Source organism: Armatimonadota bacterium (assembly GCA_031459765.1).
Taxonomy (GTDB): Bacteria; Sysuimicrobiota; Sysuimicrobiia; order Sysuimicrobiales; family Kaftiobacteriaceae; genus Kaftiobacterium; species Kaftiobacterium secundum.
In genome coordinates, this window is sequence record JAVKHY010000005.1 from 1 (window position 1) to 17242 (window position 17242).

At 72.0% G+C, this 17242-nt stretch carries 14 protein-coding genes; all 14 read left to right on the forward strand.

Annotated elements, in window-relative coordinates; genetic code table 11:
* Nucleotides 1-314 (forward strand): metallopeptidase family protein (locus QN141_07805; protein ID MDR7558378.1); only part of this gene is annotated, 314 nt, incomplete at its 5' end.
* A 9-nt stretch (nt 315-323) separates the two neighbouring features.
* Complete coding sequence (gene sppA, locus QN141_07810) at nt 324-2027, forward strand: signal peptide peptidase SppA (protein ID MDR7558379.1); 1704 nt, start codon at nt 324-326, stop codon at nt 2025-2027.
* 79 nt (nt 2028-2106) lie between these two features.
* Entirely contained in the window at nt 2107-2874 is a 768-nt protein-coding gene (locus QN141_07815; GenBank protein ID MDR7558380.1) for an MBL fold metallo-hydrolase, read from the forward strand.
* Nucleotides 2862-4238: a glycerate kinase gene (locus QN141_07820; GenBank protein MDR7558381.1), complete on the forward strand. Its 1377-nt coding sequence runs from the start codon at nt 2862-2864 to the stop codon at nt 4236-4238. Before QN141_07815 ends, QN141_07820 begins: the two co-directional genes overlap by 13 nt.
* The gene (gene glgA, locus QN141_07825) at nt 4235-5680 is read left to right on the forward strand and encodes a glycogen synthase GlgA (protein ID MDR7558382.1); all 1446 of its coding nucleotides are present in this window, start codon (nt 4235-4237) and stop codon (nt 5678-5680) included. The genes QN141_07820 and glgA overlap by 4 nt, the downstream gene beginning before the upstream one ends.
* Nucleotides 5681-5746: 66 nt before the next feature.
* Nucleotides 5747-6772 (forward strand): galactose-1-phosphate uridylyltransferase, encoded by a 1026-nt coding sequence (galT, locus tag QN141_07830; protein MDR7558383.1) that lies wholly within the window; start codon nt 5747-5749, stop codon nt 6770-6772.
* A gap of 9 nt (nt 6773-6781) precedes the next feature.
* On the forward strand, nt 6782-7501 hold the full coding sequence (locus tag QN141_07835; GenBank protein ID MDR7558384.1) for a (Fe-S)-binding protein: 720 nt from the start codon (nt 6782-6784) through the stop codon (nt 7499-7501).
* Nucleotides 7498-8907: a LutB/LldF family L-lactate oxidation iron-sulfur protein gene (locus QN141_07840; GenBank protein MDR7558385.1), complete on the forward strand. Its 1410-nt coding sequence runs from the start codon at nt 7498-7500 to the stop codon at nt 8905-8907. Before QN141_07835 ends, QN141_07840 begins: the two co-directional genes overlap by 4 nt.
* A complete protein-coding gene (locus QN141_07845; protein MDR7558386.1) occupies nt 8904-9506 on the forward strand; it encodes an LUD domain-containing protein in 603 nt (200 codons plus the stop codon). The genes QN141_07840 and QN141_07845 overlap by 4 nt, the downstream gene beginning before the upstream one ends.
* A 7-nt stretch (nt 9507-9513) precedes the next feature.
* Nucleotides 9514-10977, forward strand: a complete 1464-nt coding sequence (locus tag QN141_07850; GenBank protein MDR7558387.1) for an FAD-linked oxidase C-terminal domain-containing protein — start codon at nt 9514-9516, stop codon at nt 10975-10977.
* Between the two features lie 4 nt (nt 10978-10981).
* Complete coding sequence (locus QN141_07855) at nt 10982-12421, forward strand: FAD-linked oxidase C-terminal domain-containing protein (protein ID MDR7558388.1); 1440 nt, start codon at nt 10982-10984, stop codon at nt 12419-12421.
* A 3-nt stretch (nt 12422-12424) separates the two neighbouring features.
* The gene (locus QN141_07860; protein MDR7558389.1) at nt 12425-13780 is read left to right on the forward strand and encodes a heterodisulfide reductase-related iron-sulfur binding cluster; all 1356 of its coding nucleotides are present in this window, start codon (nt 12425-12427) and stop codon (nt 13778-13780) included.
* Nucleotides 13777-15087 (forward strand): FAD-binding oxidoreductase, encoded by a 1311-nt coding sequence (locus tag QN141_07865; protein ID MDR7558390.1) that lies wholly within the window; start codon nt 13777-13779, stop codon nt 15085-15087. Before QN141_07860 ends, QN141_07865 begins: the two co-directional genes overlap by 4 nt.
* 31 nt (nt 15088-15118) lie before the next feature.
* Nucleotides 15119-17224: a DUF1926 domain-containing protein gene (locus tag QN141_07870; GenBank protein ID MDR7558391.1), complete on the forward strand. Its 2106-nt coding sequence runs from the start codon at nt 15119-15121 to the stop codon at nt 17222-17224.
* The last annotated feature ends 18 nt before the right edge of the window (nt 17225-17242 follow it).

Here is a 17242-nt window from a genome sequence, read left to right on the forward strand (position 1 = left end):
AGGAGATCGCGGCGCAGATGCGCAACGTGGACGTCGTGGTGGAGGACTGGCCGAGCGAAGAGCACTACGAGCGGTTGGGGCTGGCCCCCGACGAGTGGCTGTTCGGCCTCTACGAGGGGACGCCGCTTCTGGAACGGGGGATCATCGCCGACCCCCTGCTGCCGGACAAGATCACCATCTTCAAGGGGCCGCTGGAGGCAGCCTGTGAAACCGAGGAAGAGATCGAAGAGGAGATCCGGCGGACCGTCGTCCATGAGGTCGCCCACCACTTCGGGATCGACGAGGACCGTCTGCGGGAACTGGGCTACGACTGAGGCGAGGCCATGAATGTCATCCTGCTGGCCGTCGATCTGCTGGTCAACGCCCTGCGCGCGGCGCGCAACCTGATTGTCCTGCTCCTGCCTCCGGCGGAGTTCGTCGCGTTGACGGCGGCCGGAGTTCTGCCGGAGCGGCGTCCGCCCCCCGCCGGTTTCCTGCGGCGGTTCCTGCCGGATCCCTTTGCCGGCCCGGCGCAGGAAAGTCTGGAGGAGTGGCGGGACCGGCTGCGCCTGCTGGCCGGCGACCCGCGGGTGCGGGGGGTCGTGCTGAAGATCGGCGACCTGCGCGCCGGCGCGGCGGCGGTGGAGAGCCTGCGCGCGGCGCTGGAGCAGTTCCGCGCCTCCGGCAAGCGCCTGGTCGCCTACGCGGCGACGGCCGACCTGCGGGGGTACTGGCTGGCCAGCGTCGCCGAGCGCATCGTCGCCCCGGCCGGCGCCGAGCTCGCCCTGCACGGCCCGCGCACGGAGGCCACCTTCCTGCGGCCGGCCCTGGACCGGGCGGGGATTCTGCCCCAGTTCCACCACATCGCGGAGTACAAGACCGCCGCGCACCGGTTCCTCTATCCGCGCATGACGGAGCCGCAGCGGGAGATGACCCAGGCCCTGGTCGACGGGCTCTACGAGGAAGTCGTCGCGGCGGTGGCCAGGTCGCGGAACCTGCCCCCCGACCAGGTCCGCGCCGCGGTGGACGAGGGCCTGCTGACGGGAGATGCGGCGCTGGCCCGGGGACTCGTCGACGATCTGGCCTTCGAAGACGAACTCCCGCCGCGGCTGGGGGGCCCCGCCCGGCCGGCGCGGATCCTCCCCTGGGCGCAGGCCCGCGCCCGCCTGCGCCTGCCCTACCGCTGGCGGGGGAGGCAGCAACAGGCGATCGGCGTGGTGCAGCTGGAAGGCGGCATCGTCCCCGGCGAGAGTCGGGACCTCCCCCTGCCCATCCCGCTGCTGGGCCGCCGTCTCGCGGGGCACGAAACGGTGGCCCGGGCCTTCCGTGCCGCGGAACGCCATCCGCGGATCAAGGCCGTCGTCTTCCATGTGGACTCCGGCGGGGGGTCGGCCATCGCCTCCGAGATGATCTGGCGCGAGGCGGCCCGGGTGCACGCCCGCAAGCCCGTCGTGGTGTACATGGGAAACGTGGCCGGCTCCGGAGGCTACTACGTGGCCTGCGGCGCGGGCGCCATCGTGGCCAACGCCACGACGATCACGGGCTCGATCGGCGTGGTCAGCGGCAAGTTCAATGTGGCGGACCTGTTTGCCCGCCTGGGTCTGGTGCGGGAGATCGTCGGCCGCGGCGCGACCGCGGCGATGTTTTCTTCCTTCACCGACTTCAGCGAGCGGGAGTGGGCGGCGCTGCGGGGGTGGATGGAGGAGGTCTACGCCCGGTTCATCGCCCGTGTCGCCTCCGCGCGCCGACGGGAGGCGCAGGCCGTCGAGCCCCTCGCCCGCGGGCGTGTCTACACCGGGCGCCAGGCACACGCCCTCGGATTGGTCGATACGCTGGGAGATTTCGAGACCGCGGTGGCGAAAGCCAAAGCGCTGGCCGGCATCCCGGCGGAGGCCGAGGTCCCGGTGATCACCATCCGGCCGCCGAAGGCCCTCCCCGTCCCGACAGGATCGGCGGCGCAGGCCCTGGAGGCGCTCCAGCGTGCCCTGGAGGTGCTCCGGGAGCCGGCGCTGCTGCTCACACCGGTGGATGCCGTCGCTGCGGGATGAACTTCGGTAGGAGGGGGGAAGGGGTGGGATTGAACCCTCCTTGCCGGAGGAGCGCGCCGACCGGCGCCATTGCGCCCCGATGAAGATTCGTGTCCTTCGCAGCGGCAGCAGCGGCAACGCCGTCTGGATCGCCTCCGGAGGGAGCGCCGTCCTCATCGACGCCGGGCTGGCGGCGGAGGCGCTGCTCCGGGTCCTGTCCGAGACGGCGGACGAGACTCCCTTGCAGGCCATCCTGCTCACGCACGAGCACGACGACCACGCGCGCGGCGCCGCCTCCCTGGCCCGCACCCTGGAGATCCCGGTCCTCGCCAACGAGGGGACGATCCGGGCGGCGGGAGCGCTGCTGGCGGGAGCGCAGGTCGAGCGGTTTTCCACGGGCCGGCCGTTCCCGGTGGGCGACCTGACCGTGGAGGCGTTTCCTGTGCCGCACGATGCGGCGGAGCCCGTCGGGTTTGTGATCTCCGGGAATGCCGCGCAGGCCTGCGTGGTGACCGACCTGGGGGAGGCCACGGACGAGGTGCGGGAGCGGGCCGCGGAGGCCGATGCGCTTCTGGTCGAGGCCAACTACGATCTGGCGCTGCTCGGCGTCAGCCCCTACCCGTGGTTCCTGAAGAACCGCATCCTCAGCCCCGTCGGCCACCTCAGCAACGACGCCGCGGCCCGGGTGGCGCTGGCCGCCGCCGCCGGGCGCGCGCGGACCGTCGCGCTGCTGCATCTCAGCGACATCAACAACCTCACCCCCCTGGCCCGCGACACCGTGCAGTGGACCCTGGCCCAGCACGGTCTGACCCACGTGCGCGTCGAAGCCGTCCGGGCCAACGGCACCGGCCCGCTGTGGGTGGTCTGACCCCGCCGGCCAGACTGCGGAGAGATCTCCAGGCGATTCTGTCTGCGGCGGTGGACGCCGTCGACCCCGGAGCCGCGGTGCGGGCGGCGGTCCGCATCAGGCGGGGGCGTCTGTCCATCGGCGACCGCGTCTACGACCTCCGCCGCATCCGGCGGGTGTACGTCGTCGGCGGCGGCAAGGCCGACGCGCCGATGGCCGCGGCACTGGAGGAGATCCTCGGGGACCGCATCACGGCGGGACTGATCAGCGTGAAGTACGGCCATGCCCTGCCCCTGCGGCGCGTCGAGGTCGTCGAAGCCGGGCACCCGCTGCCGGACGAGGCGGGACTGCGGGCGGCGGAGCGCATCCTGGAGCTGGTCCGGGGCGCGGCGCGCGATGACCTGGTGATCTGCCTGATCTCGGGGGGAGGCTCGGCGCTTCTGCCGCTGCCCGAGGCCGGGCTGGATCTGGCGCAGAAAGTCCGGCTCACCGACCTGCTGCTGCGGTCGGGGGCGACGATCGAGGAGATCAACGCCGTGCGCAAGCACCTCTCGCGGATCAAAGGCGGCAGGCTGGCGGAAGTCGCCGCGCCCGCGCAGGTCGCCGTCCTCATCCTCTCCGACGTGTTGGGCAACCCTCCGGATGCGATCGCCAGCGGCCCCGCCGCTCCCGACCCTACGACCTACGCCCAGGCTCTGGAGGTCCTGCGGAAGTATGGGCTGGAGGAGAAGGTTCCCCCAGAGGCGCTGGAGGTGCTGCGGCGCGGGGCGCGGGGCGAACGGCCCGAAACCCCCAAACCCGGCCATCCCGTGTTCCGTCGGGTACACACGGTGATCGTCGGCAGCAACGAGCACGCCGCCCGGGCCGCGGCGGCGGCGGCCCGCCGGAGGGGGTATCGCCCGCTGCTGCTGACCACATTTCTGGAAGGCGAGGCGCGCGAAGCGGCGCGCGTCTTCGCTGCGGTCGCCCGCAGCGTCCAGGAGCAGGGCGTGCCCCTCCGTCCGCCGGCCTGTCTGCTCGCGGGCGGGGAAACGACGGTCACCGTCCGCGGCCCCGGACGCGGAGGCCGCTGCCAGGAGTTCGCCCTGGCCGCGGCGCACGCCATTCGGGGCCGGCCCCGCCTCCTCATCGGCGCCTTTGGCACAGACGGCACCGACGGGCCGACCGACGCCGCCGGCGCCATGGCCGACGGAACGACGGTGGAGCGGGCCCGCCGGGTCGGACTGGATCCGGCTGCGGCCCTGGCCGCCAACGATGCCTACCCGTTCTTCTCCGCCCTCGGAGACCTGATCGTTACGGGCCCGACGCGGACCAATGTCAACGATCTCTATGTCGCGCTGGTCGACGGCCCTGCGGGACGTCGCCGGCGCAGGAGGATCCGATGAGGGTGCTGTTCTGTTCCTCCGAGATCGCGCCGCTGGCCAAGACCGGAGGGCTGGCTGACGTGGCGGGGGCGTTGCCCAAGGCCCTGGCCCGCCGCGGCGTGGAGGTGCGCCTGGCGATGCCGGCTTATCGGGGCGTGCGCCTGCCCGAGGCGCATCCGGCGGGCCGGGTGAGCGTCTCGTTGGGCGGCGAGCGCGTGGAAGGAACGATCGTCGAGGGGCGCATGCCCGACTCCGGCCTGCCCGTCTGGCTCGTCGAGCAGCCCGGCTTCTTCGACCGGGCGGGGCTGTACGGGGAAGGCGGGGCGGACTACCCCGACAACCTGGCGCGCTTCACCTTTTTCTGCCGCGCCGTGCAGCAGTGGGTGGACCGCGGCGGATGGGTACCGGAGGTCGTCCACTGCAACGACTGGCAGACCGCCCTGCTGCCGGTGCTGCTGAAGACGGAAGGCCCCGGCGGAGTAGCCACCGTGCTCACCATTCACAACCTTGCCTACCAGGGGGTGTTTCCCGCCGACCAGTTCCGCCTCACCGGGCTTCCGGCATCGGTGTTCACGATCCGCGGACTCGAGTTCTGGGGGAAGGTGAATCTGCTCAAGGGCGGGCTCTACGCCGCCGACATCCTGAGCACCGTGAGCGAGACCTACGCGCGGGAGATCCAGACCGAGGAGTTTGGGGCCGGGCTGGACGGCGTGCTGCGCGACCGGGCCGGCGACCTGGTGGGCATCCTCAACGGGGTGGACTACGGGGTGTGGGATCCGTCCATAGACCCCTTCCTTCCGGCCCGGTATTCGGCCGACGACCTGAGCGGCAAGGCGGTCTGCAAGCGGGCGCTGCAGGAGGAGCTGGGGCTGCCCGGGGATCCGGACCGTCCGCTGATCGGCATGGTCACCCGACTGGCGGACCAGAAAGGGCTGGACCTGGTGGCCGAGATCATGGAGGAGCTGCTCGACGCCGGGATCCAGTTCGTCCTGCTCGGGACCGGAGAGCCGCGCTACCACCGGTTCTTCGAGGAGCTGCAGGCGCGCCGGCGCCGGCAGGTCGCCGCGGCGCTGAGATTCGACGAGCGGCTGGCCCACCTGATCGAGGCCGGCGCCGATATCTTCCTGATGCCCTCGCGCTACGAGCCCTCGGGGCTGAACCAGCTGTACAGCCTGCGCTATGGGACCGTCCCCGTCGTGCGCAGGACCGGCGGCCTCGCCGACTCCATCGTGGACACGACGCTGCAGACGCTGCTGGCGGGCACGGCCAACGGCTTCGTCTTCGAACCGTACGACGCCGGCGCGCTGGAGCAGGCCGTGCGCCGGGCCCTCGCCGCGTTCCAGGACCGCCCCACCTGGCGGAGGCTCCAGCAGCACGGCATGCGGGCAGATTTCAGTTGGGACCGCTCCGCCGCCCGCTACCTGGAGCTGTATGCCCGCGCCCGGCGGGGCCCGGCCGGGTAGGTGAGAGGAGAGGCGGGGCGGAATAGATGAACTCGCGTTGCACGCTGGTCCTGACGAGGTGATCTGGTGCCGGAACTCCGAAAAGACCCGATCAGCCGGCGCTGGGTGATCATCGCCACCGAGCGGGCGGCCCGGCCCACCGATTTTCCCCACGAGGAGGTGGAGCCCAACGACGCCAGCCGCTGCCCCTTCTGCGAGGGACGCGAAACCCAGACGCCGCCGGAGATCTTTGCCATCCGTCGAGCCGGCACGGCACGGGATGCGCCCGGCTGGCGCGTGCGGGTCGTCCCCAACAAGTTTCCCGCGCTGCGGATCGAGGGCCGGACCGATCGGTCGCCGGTGGGCATCTACACCCGCATGGACGGCGTGGGCGCCCACGAGGTGATCATCGAGACCACGGAGCACCACACGCACCTGGGTCTGCTGCCGGTGGACCAGGTGGCCGATGTGATCCGAGCCTACCTCCACCGCTACCGCGACCTGAAGAACGATCCCCGTTTCGAGTACGCGCTGCTCTTCCGCAACCACGGCCGCACGGCGGGAGCGTCGCTGTCCCATCCCCACTCCCAGCTCATCGCGCTGCCCATCGTCCCGAACCGGGCGGCGCAGGAGGTGGAGGCGGCGGAGCGGTACTTCGGCCGTCACGGCCGGTGCATCTACTGCGCGATGCTGGAGCAGGAGCTGGCCGCGCGCGAGCGCGTGGTGTGGGAGAACGAGCACTTCGCGGCCATCGCGCCCTATGCCTCGCGTTTTCCCTTCGAGACCTGGCTCGTCCCCAAGGCGCACGAGGCGGACTTCGGCGCTTTGCGCCCGGAGCTCGAGGTGCCCCTGGCCGGGGCGCTGCAGGAAGCGCTGCTGCGGCTTCACCGCTGCCTGCAGAATCCGCCCTACAATTTCATCATTCACACCCTGCCCTACCGGGAGGAGACCCGCCACGCCTACCACTGGCATCTGGAGATCACCCCGCGGTTGACCCAGGTGGCCGGCTTCGAGTGGGGCTCAGGCTTCTACATCAATACGGTGGTCCCCGAGGATGCGGCGCGCTACCTGCGGGAGGTCGGCACCAACGTCGCGGTGGTGCGCGCCGGCTGAGGACGCCCGATGAGGGCGGCGCTGTTCGTCACCTGTCTCGTCGACCAGCTCTTCCCCCGGACCGGCCGGGCCGCCGAGGATCTCCTCCGGCATCTGGGAGTGACCGTGGAGTTTCCTCCCGGGCAGACCTGCTGCGGGCAGGTGGCCTTCAACGACGGCTTCTGGAGCGAGGCCCGGCCGCTGGCCCGCAGGCTGCTCGGGGTCTTCGACCACGCCGACGCGGTCGTCGCCCCCAGCGCTTCCTGTGTGGCGATGATCCGGGAGTTCTACCCCATTCTGCTGCGGGACGATCCGGCCCGGGCGGCGCAGGCCCGCGAGGTGGGGCGACGCACCTACGAGCTGACCGAGTTCCTGGTGGACGTGCTGGGTGTCGTTGCGGTGGGGGCGCATTTCCCCCACCGGGTGGCCTACCACCCGGCCTGCCACGGCCTGCGCCTGCTGGGGCTGCGGGAGCAGCCGCTGCGGCTGCTGCGCCACGTCCGGGAACTGGATCTCCGACCCCTTGTCGGGGCCGAGGAGTGCTGCGGATTCGGCGGGATGTTCGCCCTAAAGTTCGCCGAACTCTCCGCGGCGATGCTGGAGACGAAGCTCCGGGCCATCGAGGCCAGCGGCGCGGAGTTCGTCACCGCGACCGACGTCAGCTGTCTCATGCACATCGACGGCGGGCTGCGCCGCCGGCGGAGCGCCGTCGGGACTATCCCCATCGCAGAGATCCTGGCCGCCCGGTGAAGACGCCCCGGGGCGCCGCCCCCGAGCCCGGCCGCCCCATCGATTTTGTCCGCAACGCCCGCCTGGCGCTGGGGGATCCGTTCCTCCGGGCCGCCCTGCGCGCGACGATGGTGCGCTTCCGCGACCGGCAGGCCGCCGTGATCGCCGAGGTGCCGGAGTGGCAGGCCCTGCGCGACTACGCCTGCGCGGTGAAGCGGCACACCCTCGGCCGGCTCGACCAGTATCTGGAGCAGCTCGAAGCCCAGGTCGCCCTGCGGGGCGGGCACGTCCACTGGGCGCGGGACGGGGCCGAGGCGGCCGGGATCATCGCCCGCCTGGCGCGGGGCCGCCGGGTCGTGAAGAGCAAGTCCATGACCTCCGAGGAGATCGGCCTCAACGAGGCGCTGGCCTCCGCGGGCTGCGAGGTGACGGAAACCGACCTGGGGGAGTACCTGCTCCAGCTGGCCGGCGAAGCGCCCTCCCACCTCATCGCGCCCATTGTGCACCGGTCGAAGGAGTTCATCGCCGCGCTGCTCTCCGCGGCCGCCGGGAGGCCGCTGCCCGCGGAGCCCGAACGGCTGACGGCGGTGGCCCGCGAGCTGCTGCGCCGCCGCTTCCTCGAAGCCGAAGTCGGGATCACCGGCGCCAACTTCCTCGTGGCCGAGACCGGCACCGTCGTGCTCGTCGAGAACGAAGGGAACATCCGCCTGACCACGACGATCCCGCGGGTGCACATTGCGCTGGCCGGCGTGGAGAAGGTCATCCCGCGCCTGGCCGATCTGGCGGTCTTCCTCACCCTCCTGCCCCGCGCCGCCACCGGGCAGCGCATGAGCAGCTACGTCTCGCTGCTCACCGGGCCGCGGCGTTCCGGGGAAAGGGACGGTCCGGAGGAGTTCCACCTCGTCCTGGTGGACAACGGGCGGACGGCCGTTCACGGCGACGAGACTATGCGGGAGGTCCTGGCCTGCATCCGCTGCGGGGCCTGCCTGGATGTCTGCCCGGTCTTCGAGCGGGTCGGCGGGCACGCCTACGGCTCGGTGTACTCCGGACCGATCGGCGCGGTCCTCACCCCGCTGCTGCAGGGTCTGACGGTGGCCGGGGACCTCCCCTTCGCCTCGTCGCTGTGCGGGGCCTGCGGGGAGGTCTGCCCGGTGAAGATCGACCTGCCCCGGCTGCTGCTGGAGCTCAGGGCGCGCGTGGTCCGCTCCCGCGGGGCGCCCCTGGGCGAGCGGCTGTTCCTCCGGGCGTGGACGTGGGTGATGGGCTCGGCGGTCCGGCTCACCTTGGCCGGAAGCCTGGTCCGCCTGGCGCGGGGTCTCGTCGGCCCCAGGCCGCGGTGGTTGCCCGCTCCTCTGTCCCGGTGGATCGCCTTCCGCGACCTCCCGCCGGCCGCGCCCGCCGCCTTTCGCCGGGGGCGACGGCGATGAACGCGCGCGACGAGATCCTGGGACGGCTGAGGCGCGCCGGATTCGACGCTCCCCTGCCGGCCGTGCCGGCCCGCCGGGTCGGACCCGGCGGCGCCGACGCCGCCGAGCGCTTTATGGAGCGGGCCCGCGCCGCGGACATCGACGTTGTGCGCGTCCCCGACCTCGGGTCGCTGCCGGAGCAAGTGGGGAGGGTGCTGGCGAGGGCGGGAGCGCGCACGGTGACGATGTGGGACGATCCCCTCCTCCGGCCGGTCGCGGATGCGCTACGGCGGGAGGGTCTGGTGATCACCGACGACCCCGCCCAGGCCGACGCGGGGATCACCACGGTCGATGCGGCGGTGGCCGAGACCGCCACCCTGGCCCTCGGCGCCGGTCCCGGACGCCCCGGGAGCGTTTCGCTCCTTCCGCCGCTGCACCTGGCGGTGCTGCCGGAAGGGCGCATCGTCGCCACCGTGTCCGAGTTGTGGCCGTCTGTGAACGGGCCGCCCTCCGCGCTGTGGCTCATCACCGGTCCCAGCCGTACCGCCGACATCGAGCACACCCCGGTGCGCGGCGCCCATGGTCCGGTGGCGGTGACCGTCTTTCTGGTGGGGATATAATCCGGGTATGACGACGAAGATTGACCGTGGGACGCTCGTTTCGCGCCTGCGGGAAATCGTCGGCCCCGCGCAGGTGCTTGCCCGTCCCGAGGACCTCGTCGTCTACGAGCAGGACGCCTGCCTGGTCGCCCGGGCCGCTCCCGACCTCGCCGTGCTGCCCGACTCCGCCGATCAGGTCGCCGGGATCGTCGCGCTGGCCCGCCGGGCGGGGATACCGCTGGTCCCGCGGGGGGCGGGGACCGGTCTCAACGGCGGGTCCATCCCCGTCGCCGGGGGGGTGATGCTGGTCCTGACACGGATGAACCGCATCCTCGAGCTCAGTCCCCGCGACCGGCTGGCCGTGGTCGAGCCCGGTGTCGTGAACGGAGATCTGACCGTTGCCGCCTCCCGCCACGGGCTCTTCTACGCGCCCGACCCGGGGAGCCAGGGTGCCAGCACCATCGGCGGCAACGTGGGCAACAACGCCGGCGGGCCGCACTGTCTGGCCTACGGAGTGACGGGCAACCATGTCCTCGAGCTGGAGGTGGTGTTGCCGTCGGGGGAGATCGTCGTTGTCGGCAGTCCGGCCGTCGATGCCCCGGGTTACGATCTCGCCGGACTGCTCGTCGGATCCGAGGGCACCCTCGGCATCATCACGCGGATCACGGTGCGGTTGCTGCGATCTGCCGAGGCCGCGGGCACCCTGCTGGCGGCCTTCGACACCATCGAGGACGCCTCCCAGACGGTCTCCGAGATCATCGCCGCCGGCATCGTGCCCACGGCGATGGAGATGATCGACGGGACGGTGATCCGGGCCGTGGAAGCGGCGATCCGCGCCGGCTATCCCGAAGATGCCGGCGCGGTGCTGCTCATCGATGTGGAGGGTCACGTCGAGGTCGTACCCCGAACCCTGGCCCGCATCCGGGAGATCGCCGCACGCCACGCCCCCCGCCAGCTCAGGGCGGCAGAGACGCCTGACGACCGCGAGCGGCTCTGGAAAGGGCGCAAGGAAGGCGTCGGAGCTCTGGGACGATTGGCGCCGGCCTACTATCTCCAGGACGGGGTGGTGCCGCGGACGCGGCTGCCCGAGGTGATGCGGCGCGTCGCGGAGATCGCCCGCGCCTTTGACCTGGTGATCGGCAACATCTTCCACGCCGGAGACGGCAACCTGCATCCCACGATCCTCTTCGACCCGACACGCCCCGGCATGCTGGAGCAGGTCATCGCCGCCGGGGAGGAGATCCTCAAGGCCTGCGTGGCCTGTGGCGGATCCATCACGGGGGAACACGGGGTCGGCATCGAGAAGCGGGACTACATGCGGTGGCTCTTCACCGACGCGGACCTGGAGGCGATGGGCAGGGTCAAGGCCGCGTTTGATCCGGAGGGCCTGCTGAATCCCGAGAAGCTCCTGCCCCCGCCGGCGGCCGCCTCGTCCCCCGGCCGTGCGGCTTCCGAGGCCTCCGGGCGCCCGCAGGCCGCAGGATGGAGCTAGGTCCGTGGACAGGCAGGCGCTGATCGCCGAACTGAGAGGGATCGTCGGCGACGGACACGTCCTCACCGACGACGTCGATCTCATCGTGTACGAGCAGGACGGCTCCGTCCTCCAGGCCGTGCCGGAGATCGTCGTGCTGCCCGCCGACACCCCGCAGGTCGCCGCGGTGATCCGGGCCGCCGCGCGCGCCGGCGTCCCGGTCGTCCCCCGGGGCTCGGGGACGGGGCTGGCAGGCGGCGCAGTGCCCGCCGGGGGAGGCGTCGTGGTCTCCCTCGCCCGCCTGAACCGGGTCCGCGACGTCTCCTACCGCGACCGCACGGTGGAGGTCGAACCCGGCGTCATCAACCTGGACGTGACGAAGGCCGTGGCCAAGGCGGGGTTCTTCTACGCTCCCGACCCCAGCAGCCAGGCGGCCTGCTCCATCGGGGGCAACCTGGCCAACAACTCCGGCGGACCGCACACCCTGGCCTACGGGGTGACCACCAACCACACCCTGGGGATGGAGGTGGTGCGGGGCGACGGCTCGGTGGTGTGGCTGGGCGGCGTTGTGCCCGATACGCCGGGCTACGACCTCTGCGGCCTCTTCGTCGGGTCGGAAGGCACCCTGGGCATCGTCACCCGCGCCGTGGTCCGGTTGATGCGCGTCCGGGAACAGGTGGGGACGCTGCTCGCCGTCTTCGACCGCATGGATGACGCCACGCAGGCGGTCGTGGAGATCACCGCCGCCGGCATCGTTCCCGCGGCGTTGGAGATGATGGACCGCACGACCATCGAGGCGGTGGAGCGGGGAAGTCCCGTCGGTCTGCCGCGCGATGCCGACGCCGTGCTGCTGGTCGAGGTGGAAGGGGTACAGGAGCACACCGAGCGGGTGATGCGCCTGGCGCGGGAGATCTGCCATCGGGCCGGCGCCCGGGCGGTGCGGACGGCGAAGGACGAGCCAGAGCGCGCCGCGCTGTGGAGAGGCCGCAAGGGCGCCTTCGGCGCCCTGGGCACCCTGGCCCCGAACTACTACGTGATGGACGGAGTCGTTCCGCGCAGCCGGCTGCCGGACGCGATGCGGGCCGTGGCCGAAATCAGCCGGCGCTTCGGCGTCCGCGTGGCCAACGTCTTCCACGCCGGGGACGGCAATCTCCATCCCAACATCCTCTTCGACCTCAGGGTGCCGGGCGAGCTGGAGCGCGTCCTCGCCGCCGGGGCAGAGATCCTCAAGGCCTGTGTGGCCATGGGCGGCAGTCTCACCGGCGAGCACGGCATCGGTCTGGAGAAACGGGAGTACATGGGGTGGGTGTTCACGCCGGCAGACCTGGAGGCGATGGCCCGGGTGCGGGCGGCGTTCGATCCGGATCGCAGGTTCAACCCGGGAAAGATCTTCCCCACCCCCGCGGCGTGCGGGGAGGCGACCCGGCGGATGCCGGCCAGGATCCCGGAGGGGGTGTGGGTGTAGACCATGGAAACCGCGGTCGGCGCCACCCACCTCCCCCTGCCCCGTCCGGCGGCGCGGGGACGTTCCCTTCCCGCGCTGCTCATCCCCGAACTGGACCAGTGCGTGCACTGCGGGCTCTGTCTCCCCCAGTGCCCGACCTACCGTGTCACCGCCCTGGAGACGGAATCTCCTCGGGGGCGCATCCACCTGGTGCGCGCCGCCGGCGAGGGGCGGATCGCGCCGGGCGCACGCTTCGCCGAGCACATCTACCTGTGCCTGATGTGCCGGGCCTGCGAAACGGCCTGTCCCTCCGGGGTGAAGTATGGGCGGATCGCCGAGGCGGCGCGGGCCGTGCTGGGTCCGCCCGGTTCGCCCCTCGGTCGGGCGACGGTCTCACTGGTCCTCCGGCAGGTCTTCCCCTTCCCACGGCGCCTGCGGTTGCTGGCCCGCCTGCTGCGCTTCTACCAGCGCTCGGGGCTGCGGGCGCTGGCGCGGCTGTTACCGGGGCGGCTGCGTCAGGCCGAGGCGTTGCTGCCGCCGATTCCCGCGGAGTTCTTCACCCCCGAGGCCGAGGTGCTGCCGGCGTTGGGCCCGCGGCGGGCCCGGATCGGCCTGCTCCAGGGGTGTGTCATGCCCCTGCTGTTCGGCGCGGTGAACGCCGCCACCGTCCGCGTCCTGCGGCGCAACGGCTGCGAGGTCGTCATCCCCGGGGCGCAGGGCTGCTGCGGCGCGCTCAACCTCCACAACGGCGAGACCGTGGCGATGAAGGCGATGGCCCGGCGGAACATCGACGTCTTCCTGAATGCCCGCGTGGACGCGGTCGTCGTCAACGCCGCAGGCTGCGGCGCGGCGATGAAAGAGTACGGTCATCTCCTTCGGGACGATCCCGCGTACGCGGAGAAGGCGGCGCAGTTCTCCCGGCTTGTTCAGGACGCCTCGGAGTTCCTGGCGGACCTGGGCCTGGTCGGGCCGCTCGGGCCGGTGCCCCTGACCGTCACCTATCAGGATCCCTGTCATCTGGCCCACGGCCAGAAGGTCCGGGCGCAGCCGCGGCGGTTGTTGACCGCGATCCCGGGCCTGCGCCTGGTGGAGATGGAGGCCTCCGACCGGTGCTGCGGCAGCGCTGGCATCTACAACGTCACCCACGCCGCGATGTCCGGCGCGCTGCTGGAGGAGAAACTGGTCTCCATCGAGCGCACCGGGGCGGAGGCGGTCGTCGCTCCCAATCCCGGCTGCATGGTGCAGCTGCTCTCCGGTGTGCGGCGCCGAGGCCTGAAGATGCCCGTCTACCACCTCCTGGATCTTCTGGACCGCGCCTATGAAACCGCCGGCGCCGCCGCTGCGGACGGGGCCGGGGGGACGACCGGGAGCGCGCCGTGAGCGCGGCCGCCGGCCGTCTGGTGGAAGCCCTGGAATCCGCCCTCGGCCCGGCGGCGATTGCCACGGACGCCGCCACCTTGCAGGCGCATGCGGTGGACGGGGTGGTGCCGAACGTCGTCTGCCGCCCGGCCGACGCGGAGCAGATTGCGGCGGTGCTGCGGCTCTGCGCGGAAGCCGACGCGGCGGTCGTGCCCTGGGGCGGCGGCACCACGATCGCCCTGGGGAACCTTCCGCGCCGTCTCGACGTCGTGCTGACCACCGGGCGCCTGGCGGCGCTCGGCGAACATGACGATGCCAACCTCACCGCCACGGTGCAGGCCGGGATGACCCTGGGTGCGCTGCAGGCGGCGCTCAGGCCACGCGGGCAGTTCCTGGCTCTGGATCCTCCGTGTCCGGAGCGGGCCACGGTGGGCGGGGTGGTCGCCGCCAACGTCAACGGACCGCGGCGGATGGCCTACGGCGGCGTGCGCGACCTGGTCATCGGGATGAAGATGGTCCTGGCCGACGGAGCACAGATCAAAGCCGGGGGCAAGGTGGTGAAGAACGTCGCCGGCTACGACATGTGCAAGCTGTTCGTCGGCTCGCTGGGCACACTGGGGATCATCACCGAGGTCACCTTCAAGATGACGCCGCTCCCGGAGGAGGCGGCGACGGTGGTGGCCGGCGGCGCGTCGGAGGCGGCCTTCGCCCTGGTGGACGACCTCTTTGCCTCCACGCTGCAGCCCTGTGCGATCGCGGTGATGAACCGGCCGCCGGCGCCGATCCCCCTGCCCGGGGCGGCCGCCGTCGTGGCCGTGGGGGTGGAGGGCTTCACCGAAGCGGTGGCCCGCCACCTGCGGGAGATCACGGCCATGGCCGCCCGGGCCGGTCTGGAAGCGGAGGTCGTCACCGGGAGCGCGCACGCGGCCTGCTGGGCCGCCGTGCGCGACTTCCCACTCCCCGAGGTGTCGCCGCCGGCATACCAGGAGGCGCTGCTGCGGCTCACCGTGCCCCTGGGGTCCGTGGCCGCCGCGGTGGCGGCCCTCTCCGCCCTTGACGGGGGACTCTCCTACGTCGCCCACGCCGGCGTGGGGACGATCTGGATCCGTGCCGAACTCCACCGTGCCGCCGAGGTGTTTTCCGCGGTCGGGACTGTCGCGGCCTCGCACCGCGGGCACGCCGTCCTCGCCGCCGCCCCGGCCGCGGTGAAGCGGGACCTGGATATCTGGGGCCCTCCGCCGCCGGCGCTGGCAATCATGAGGGAGATCAAACAGCGCTTCGATCCCCGGGGTCTGCTCAACCCCGGGCGGTTCGTGGCTTTTCTCTGAGCGGCGCCGACCACTCCGGGAGGAGCGTGACGTGAATTCCCAGGTCGTCTTCGCCCTGGCCATCCACAACCACCAGCCGGTGGGAAACTTTCCCCACGTCTTCGAGGAGGCGTACGCCAGGAGCTACCTGCCCCTCCTGCGGCTGCTGGACCGCCACCCCCGCATCCGCCTGGCCCTCCACTACTCCGGACCGCTCCTGGACTGGCTGCAGGGGGCGCACCCGGAGTTCTTCCCGCTGCTGCGCGGACTCGTCCGGCGCGGCCAGGTGGAGGTGATGACCGGCGGATACTACGAGCCCATTCTGGTCAGCATCCCCGAGCGGGACCAGGTCGGACAGATCCGCAAGATGACGACGGAGTTGGAGCGGCGCTTCGGAGCGCGCCCCCGCGGGTTGTGGCTGGCGGAGCGGGTGTGGGAGCCGCACTTGGCCGGGACGCTGGCCGCCGCCGGTGTCGAGTACACGGTGGTGGACGACACCCACTTCCTCGCCGCCGGCCTCTCCGCCGACGACCTGACCGGCTATTTCGTCACGGAGGAGGGCGGGGCCACGCTCAAGGTCTTCCCCAGCCTCCGCGCGCTGCGCTACCTGATCCCCTGGAAGCCGGTGGCGGAGGTCGTGGCCTTCCTCCGCAGCAAGGCTTCGCCGTCCGGCCCGCTGCTGTTGATGGGCGACGACGGCGAGAAGTTCGGGCTGTGGCCCGGGACCTACGCCCACTGCTGGGAGGCGGGCTGGATGGAGGAGTTCTTCACGGCGCTTGAGGAGGAGGCCGAATGGCTGGCGGTGCTTCCCCCGGGCGAAGCGGCCGACGGCCCCCCCGCCGGCCGGGTGTACCTGCCCACCGCCGCCTATGACGAGATGGAAGAGTGGGCGCTGCCGGCCGAGACCGGGATCGCCTATCGCCAGGCCCGCCGCCGGCTGGAGGAAGAGCGTCATCCCGCCCTGCGGTTCGTGCGCGGGGGATTCTGGCGGCAGTTCCTGGTGAAGTATCCGGAGGTCAACACCCTGCACAAGAAGATGCTCCGCGTCAGCGAGAAGGTGTGGCGGATTCCCCCCGGGAGGAGACGGCGGCGCGCGCTGGAGGAGCTGTGGCAGGCGCAGTGCAACTGCCCCTACTGGCACGGCGTCTTCGGCGGCGTCTATCTGCCCCACATCCGCCGGGCCAACTTCGCCCACCTGATCGCCGCCGAAGCGCTGGCCGACGAGCACCTGGGCGCCGGGCCCAGAGTGCAGGTTGGGGATCTGGACGCGGACGGCGGACCGGAGGTCGAGATCTCCACGCCGTCGATGGTCCTGTGGGTGGATCCGGCCGAGGGAGCGGGGGTGGTGACCTGGGACTGGCGCGCCGCCCGCGTCAACCTGGTCGATGTGCTGGGCCGGCGGCGGGAAGCCTATCACGCGCAGCTGCTCGCCGCCCCGGGAGAGACGGCGGCGCCCGCGGCGGTCGAAACCATCCACACCGAACGGGTCCGCGTCAAGGAGCCCCACCTGGAGCGGCTGCTCGTCTACGACCGCTACCGCCGGGCCGCCTTTCTGGACCACCTGCTACCCGCCGGCGCGACACTGGAGGCCTGGGCCGCGGAGGAGTTTCCCGTTCCCTTCGCCGGACAGCCGTACCTGGCCGACCCTCCGGCCGGACCGTCGGCGGCCGTCTCCTGCCGCCGCGAGGCGACGGTGCGGACGGATGGGGGAACGGCGGCGGCGCGGATCGAGAAGCGGTTCCGGGCCGACGGCGCCGCGGCGCGCCTGCAGGTCCGCTATCGTGTCACAAACGTCGGGACGGCCGCTCTCCGCGCGCTGTTTGGGGTGGAGACCAACTGGGCGGTCTCCGAGGGGTCGACGATCGGCATCGGCGGATCGGCCGCCGGGGTCGCCCAGCGCAGGACGATCCAGGACGCCGATGTCATCGAGGTAACGGATCCGGGTTGGCCCGGACCCGTCCGATGCTCTTTTCCCCCCGCCACGGTCTGGCAGTGGCCCATCGAGACCGTTTCGAACTCGGAAGGAGGCTTCGAGCGCACGTTCCAGGGGCTGACGTGCGTCACCCTGTGGCCTCTTTCCCTCGCCCCCGGCGAGACGCGGGAGATCGCGATCGACGCCACCCTGGGCGACCTCGCCGGTCGGGAGGTTCCGCGCTGACCGGCGCCCCCTATCCCG

What these genes read in the sequence shown, in the direction of transcription:
- sppA (MDR7558379.1), top strand. Translation starts at nt 324, where the DNA reads ATGAATGTCATCCTGCTGGCCGTCGATCTGCTGGTCAACGCCCTGCGC.
- glgA (MDR7558382.1), top strand. Translation starts at nt 4,235, where the DNA reads ATGAGGGTGCTGTTCTGTTCCTCCGAGATCGCGCCGCTGGCCAAGACC.
- QN141_07845 (MDR7558386.1), top strand. Translation starts at nt 8,904, where the DNA reads ATGAACGCGCGCGACGAGATCCTGGGACGGCTGAGGCGCGCCGGATTC.
- QN141_07860 (MDR7558389.1), top strand. Translation starts at nt 12,425, where the DNA reads ATGGAAACCGCGGTCGGCGCCACCCACCTCCCCCTGCCCCGTCCGGCG.
- QN141_07850 (MDR7558387.1), top strand. Translation starts at nt 9,514, where the DNA reads ATGACGACGAAGATTGACCGTGGGACGCTCGTTTCGCGCCTGCGGGAA.
- QN141_07815 (MDR7558380.1), top strand. Translation starts at nt 2,107, where the DNA reads ATGAAGATTCGTGTCCTTCGCAGCGGCAGCAGCGGCAACGCCGTCTGG.
- QN141_07835 (MDR7558384.1), top strand. Translation starts at nt 6,782, where the DNA reads ATGAGGGCGGCGCTGTTCGTCACCTGTCTCGTCGACCAGCTCTTCCCC.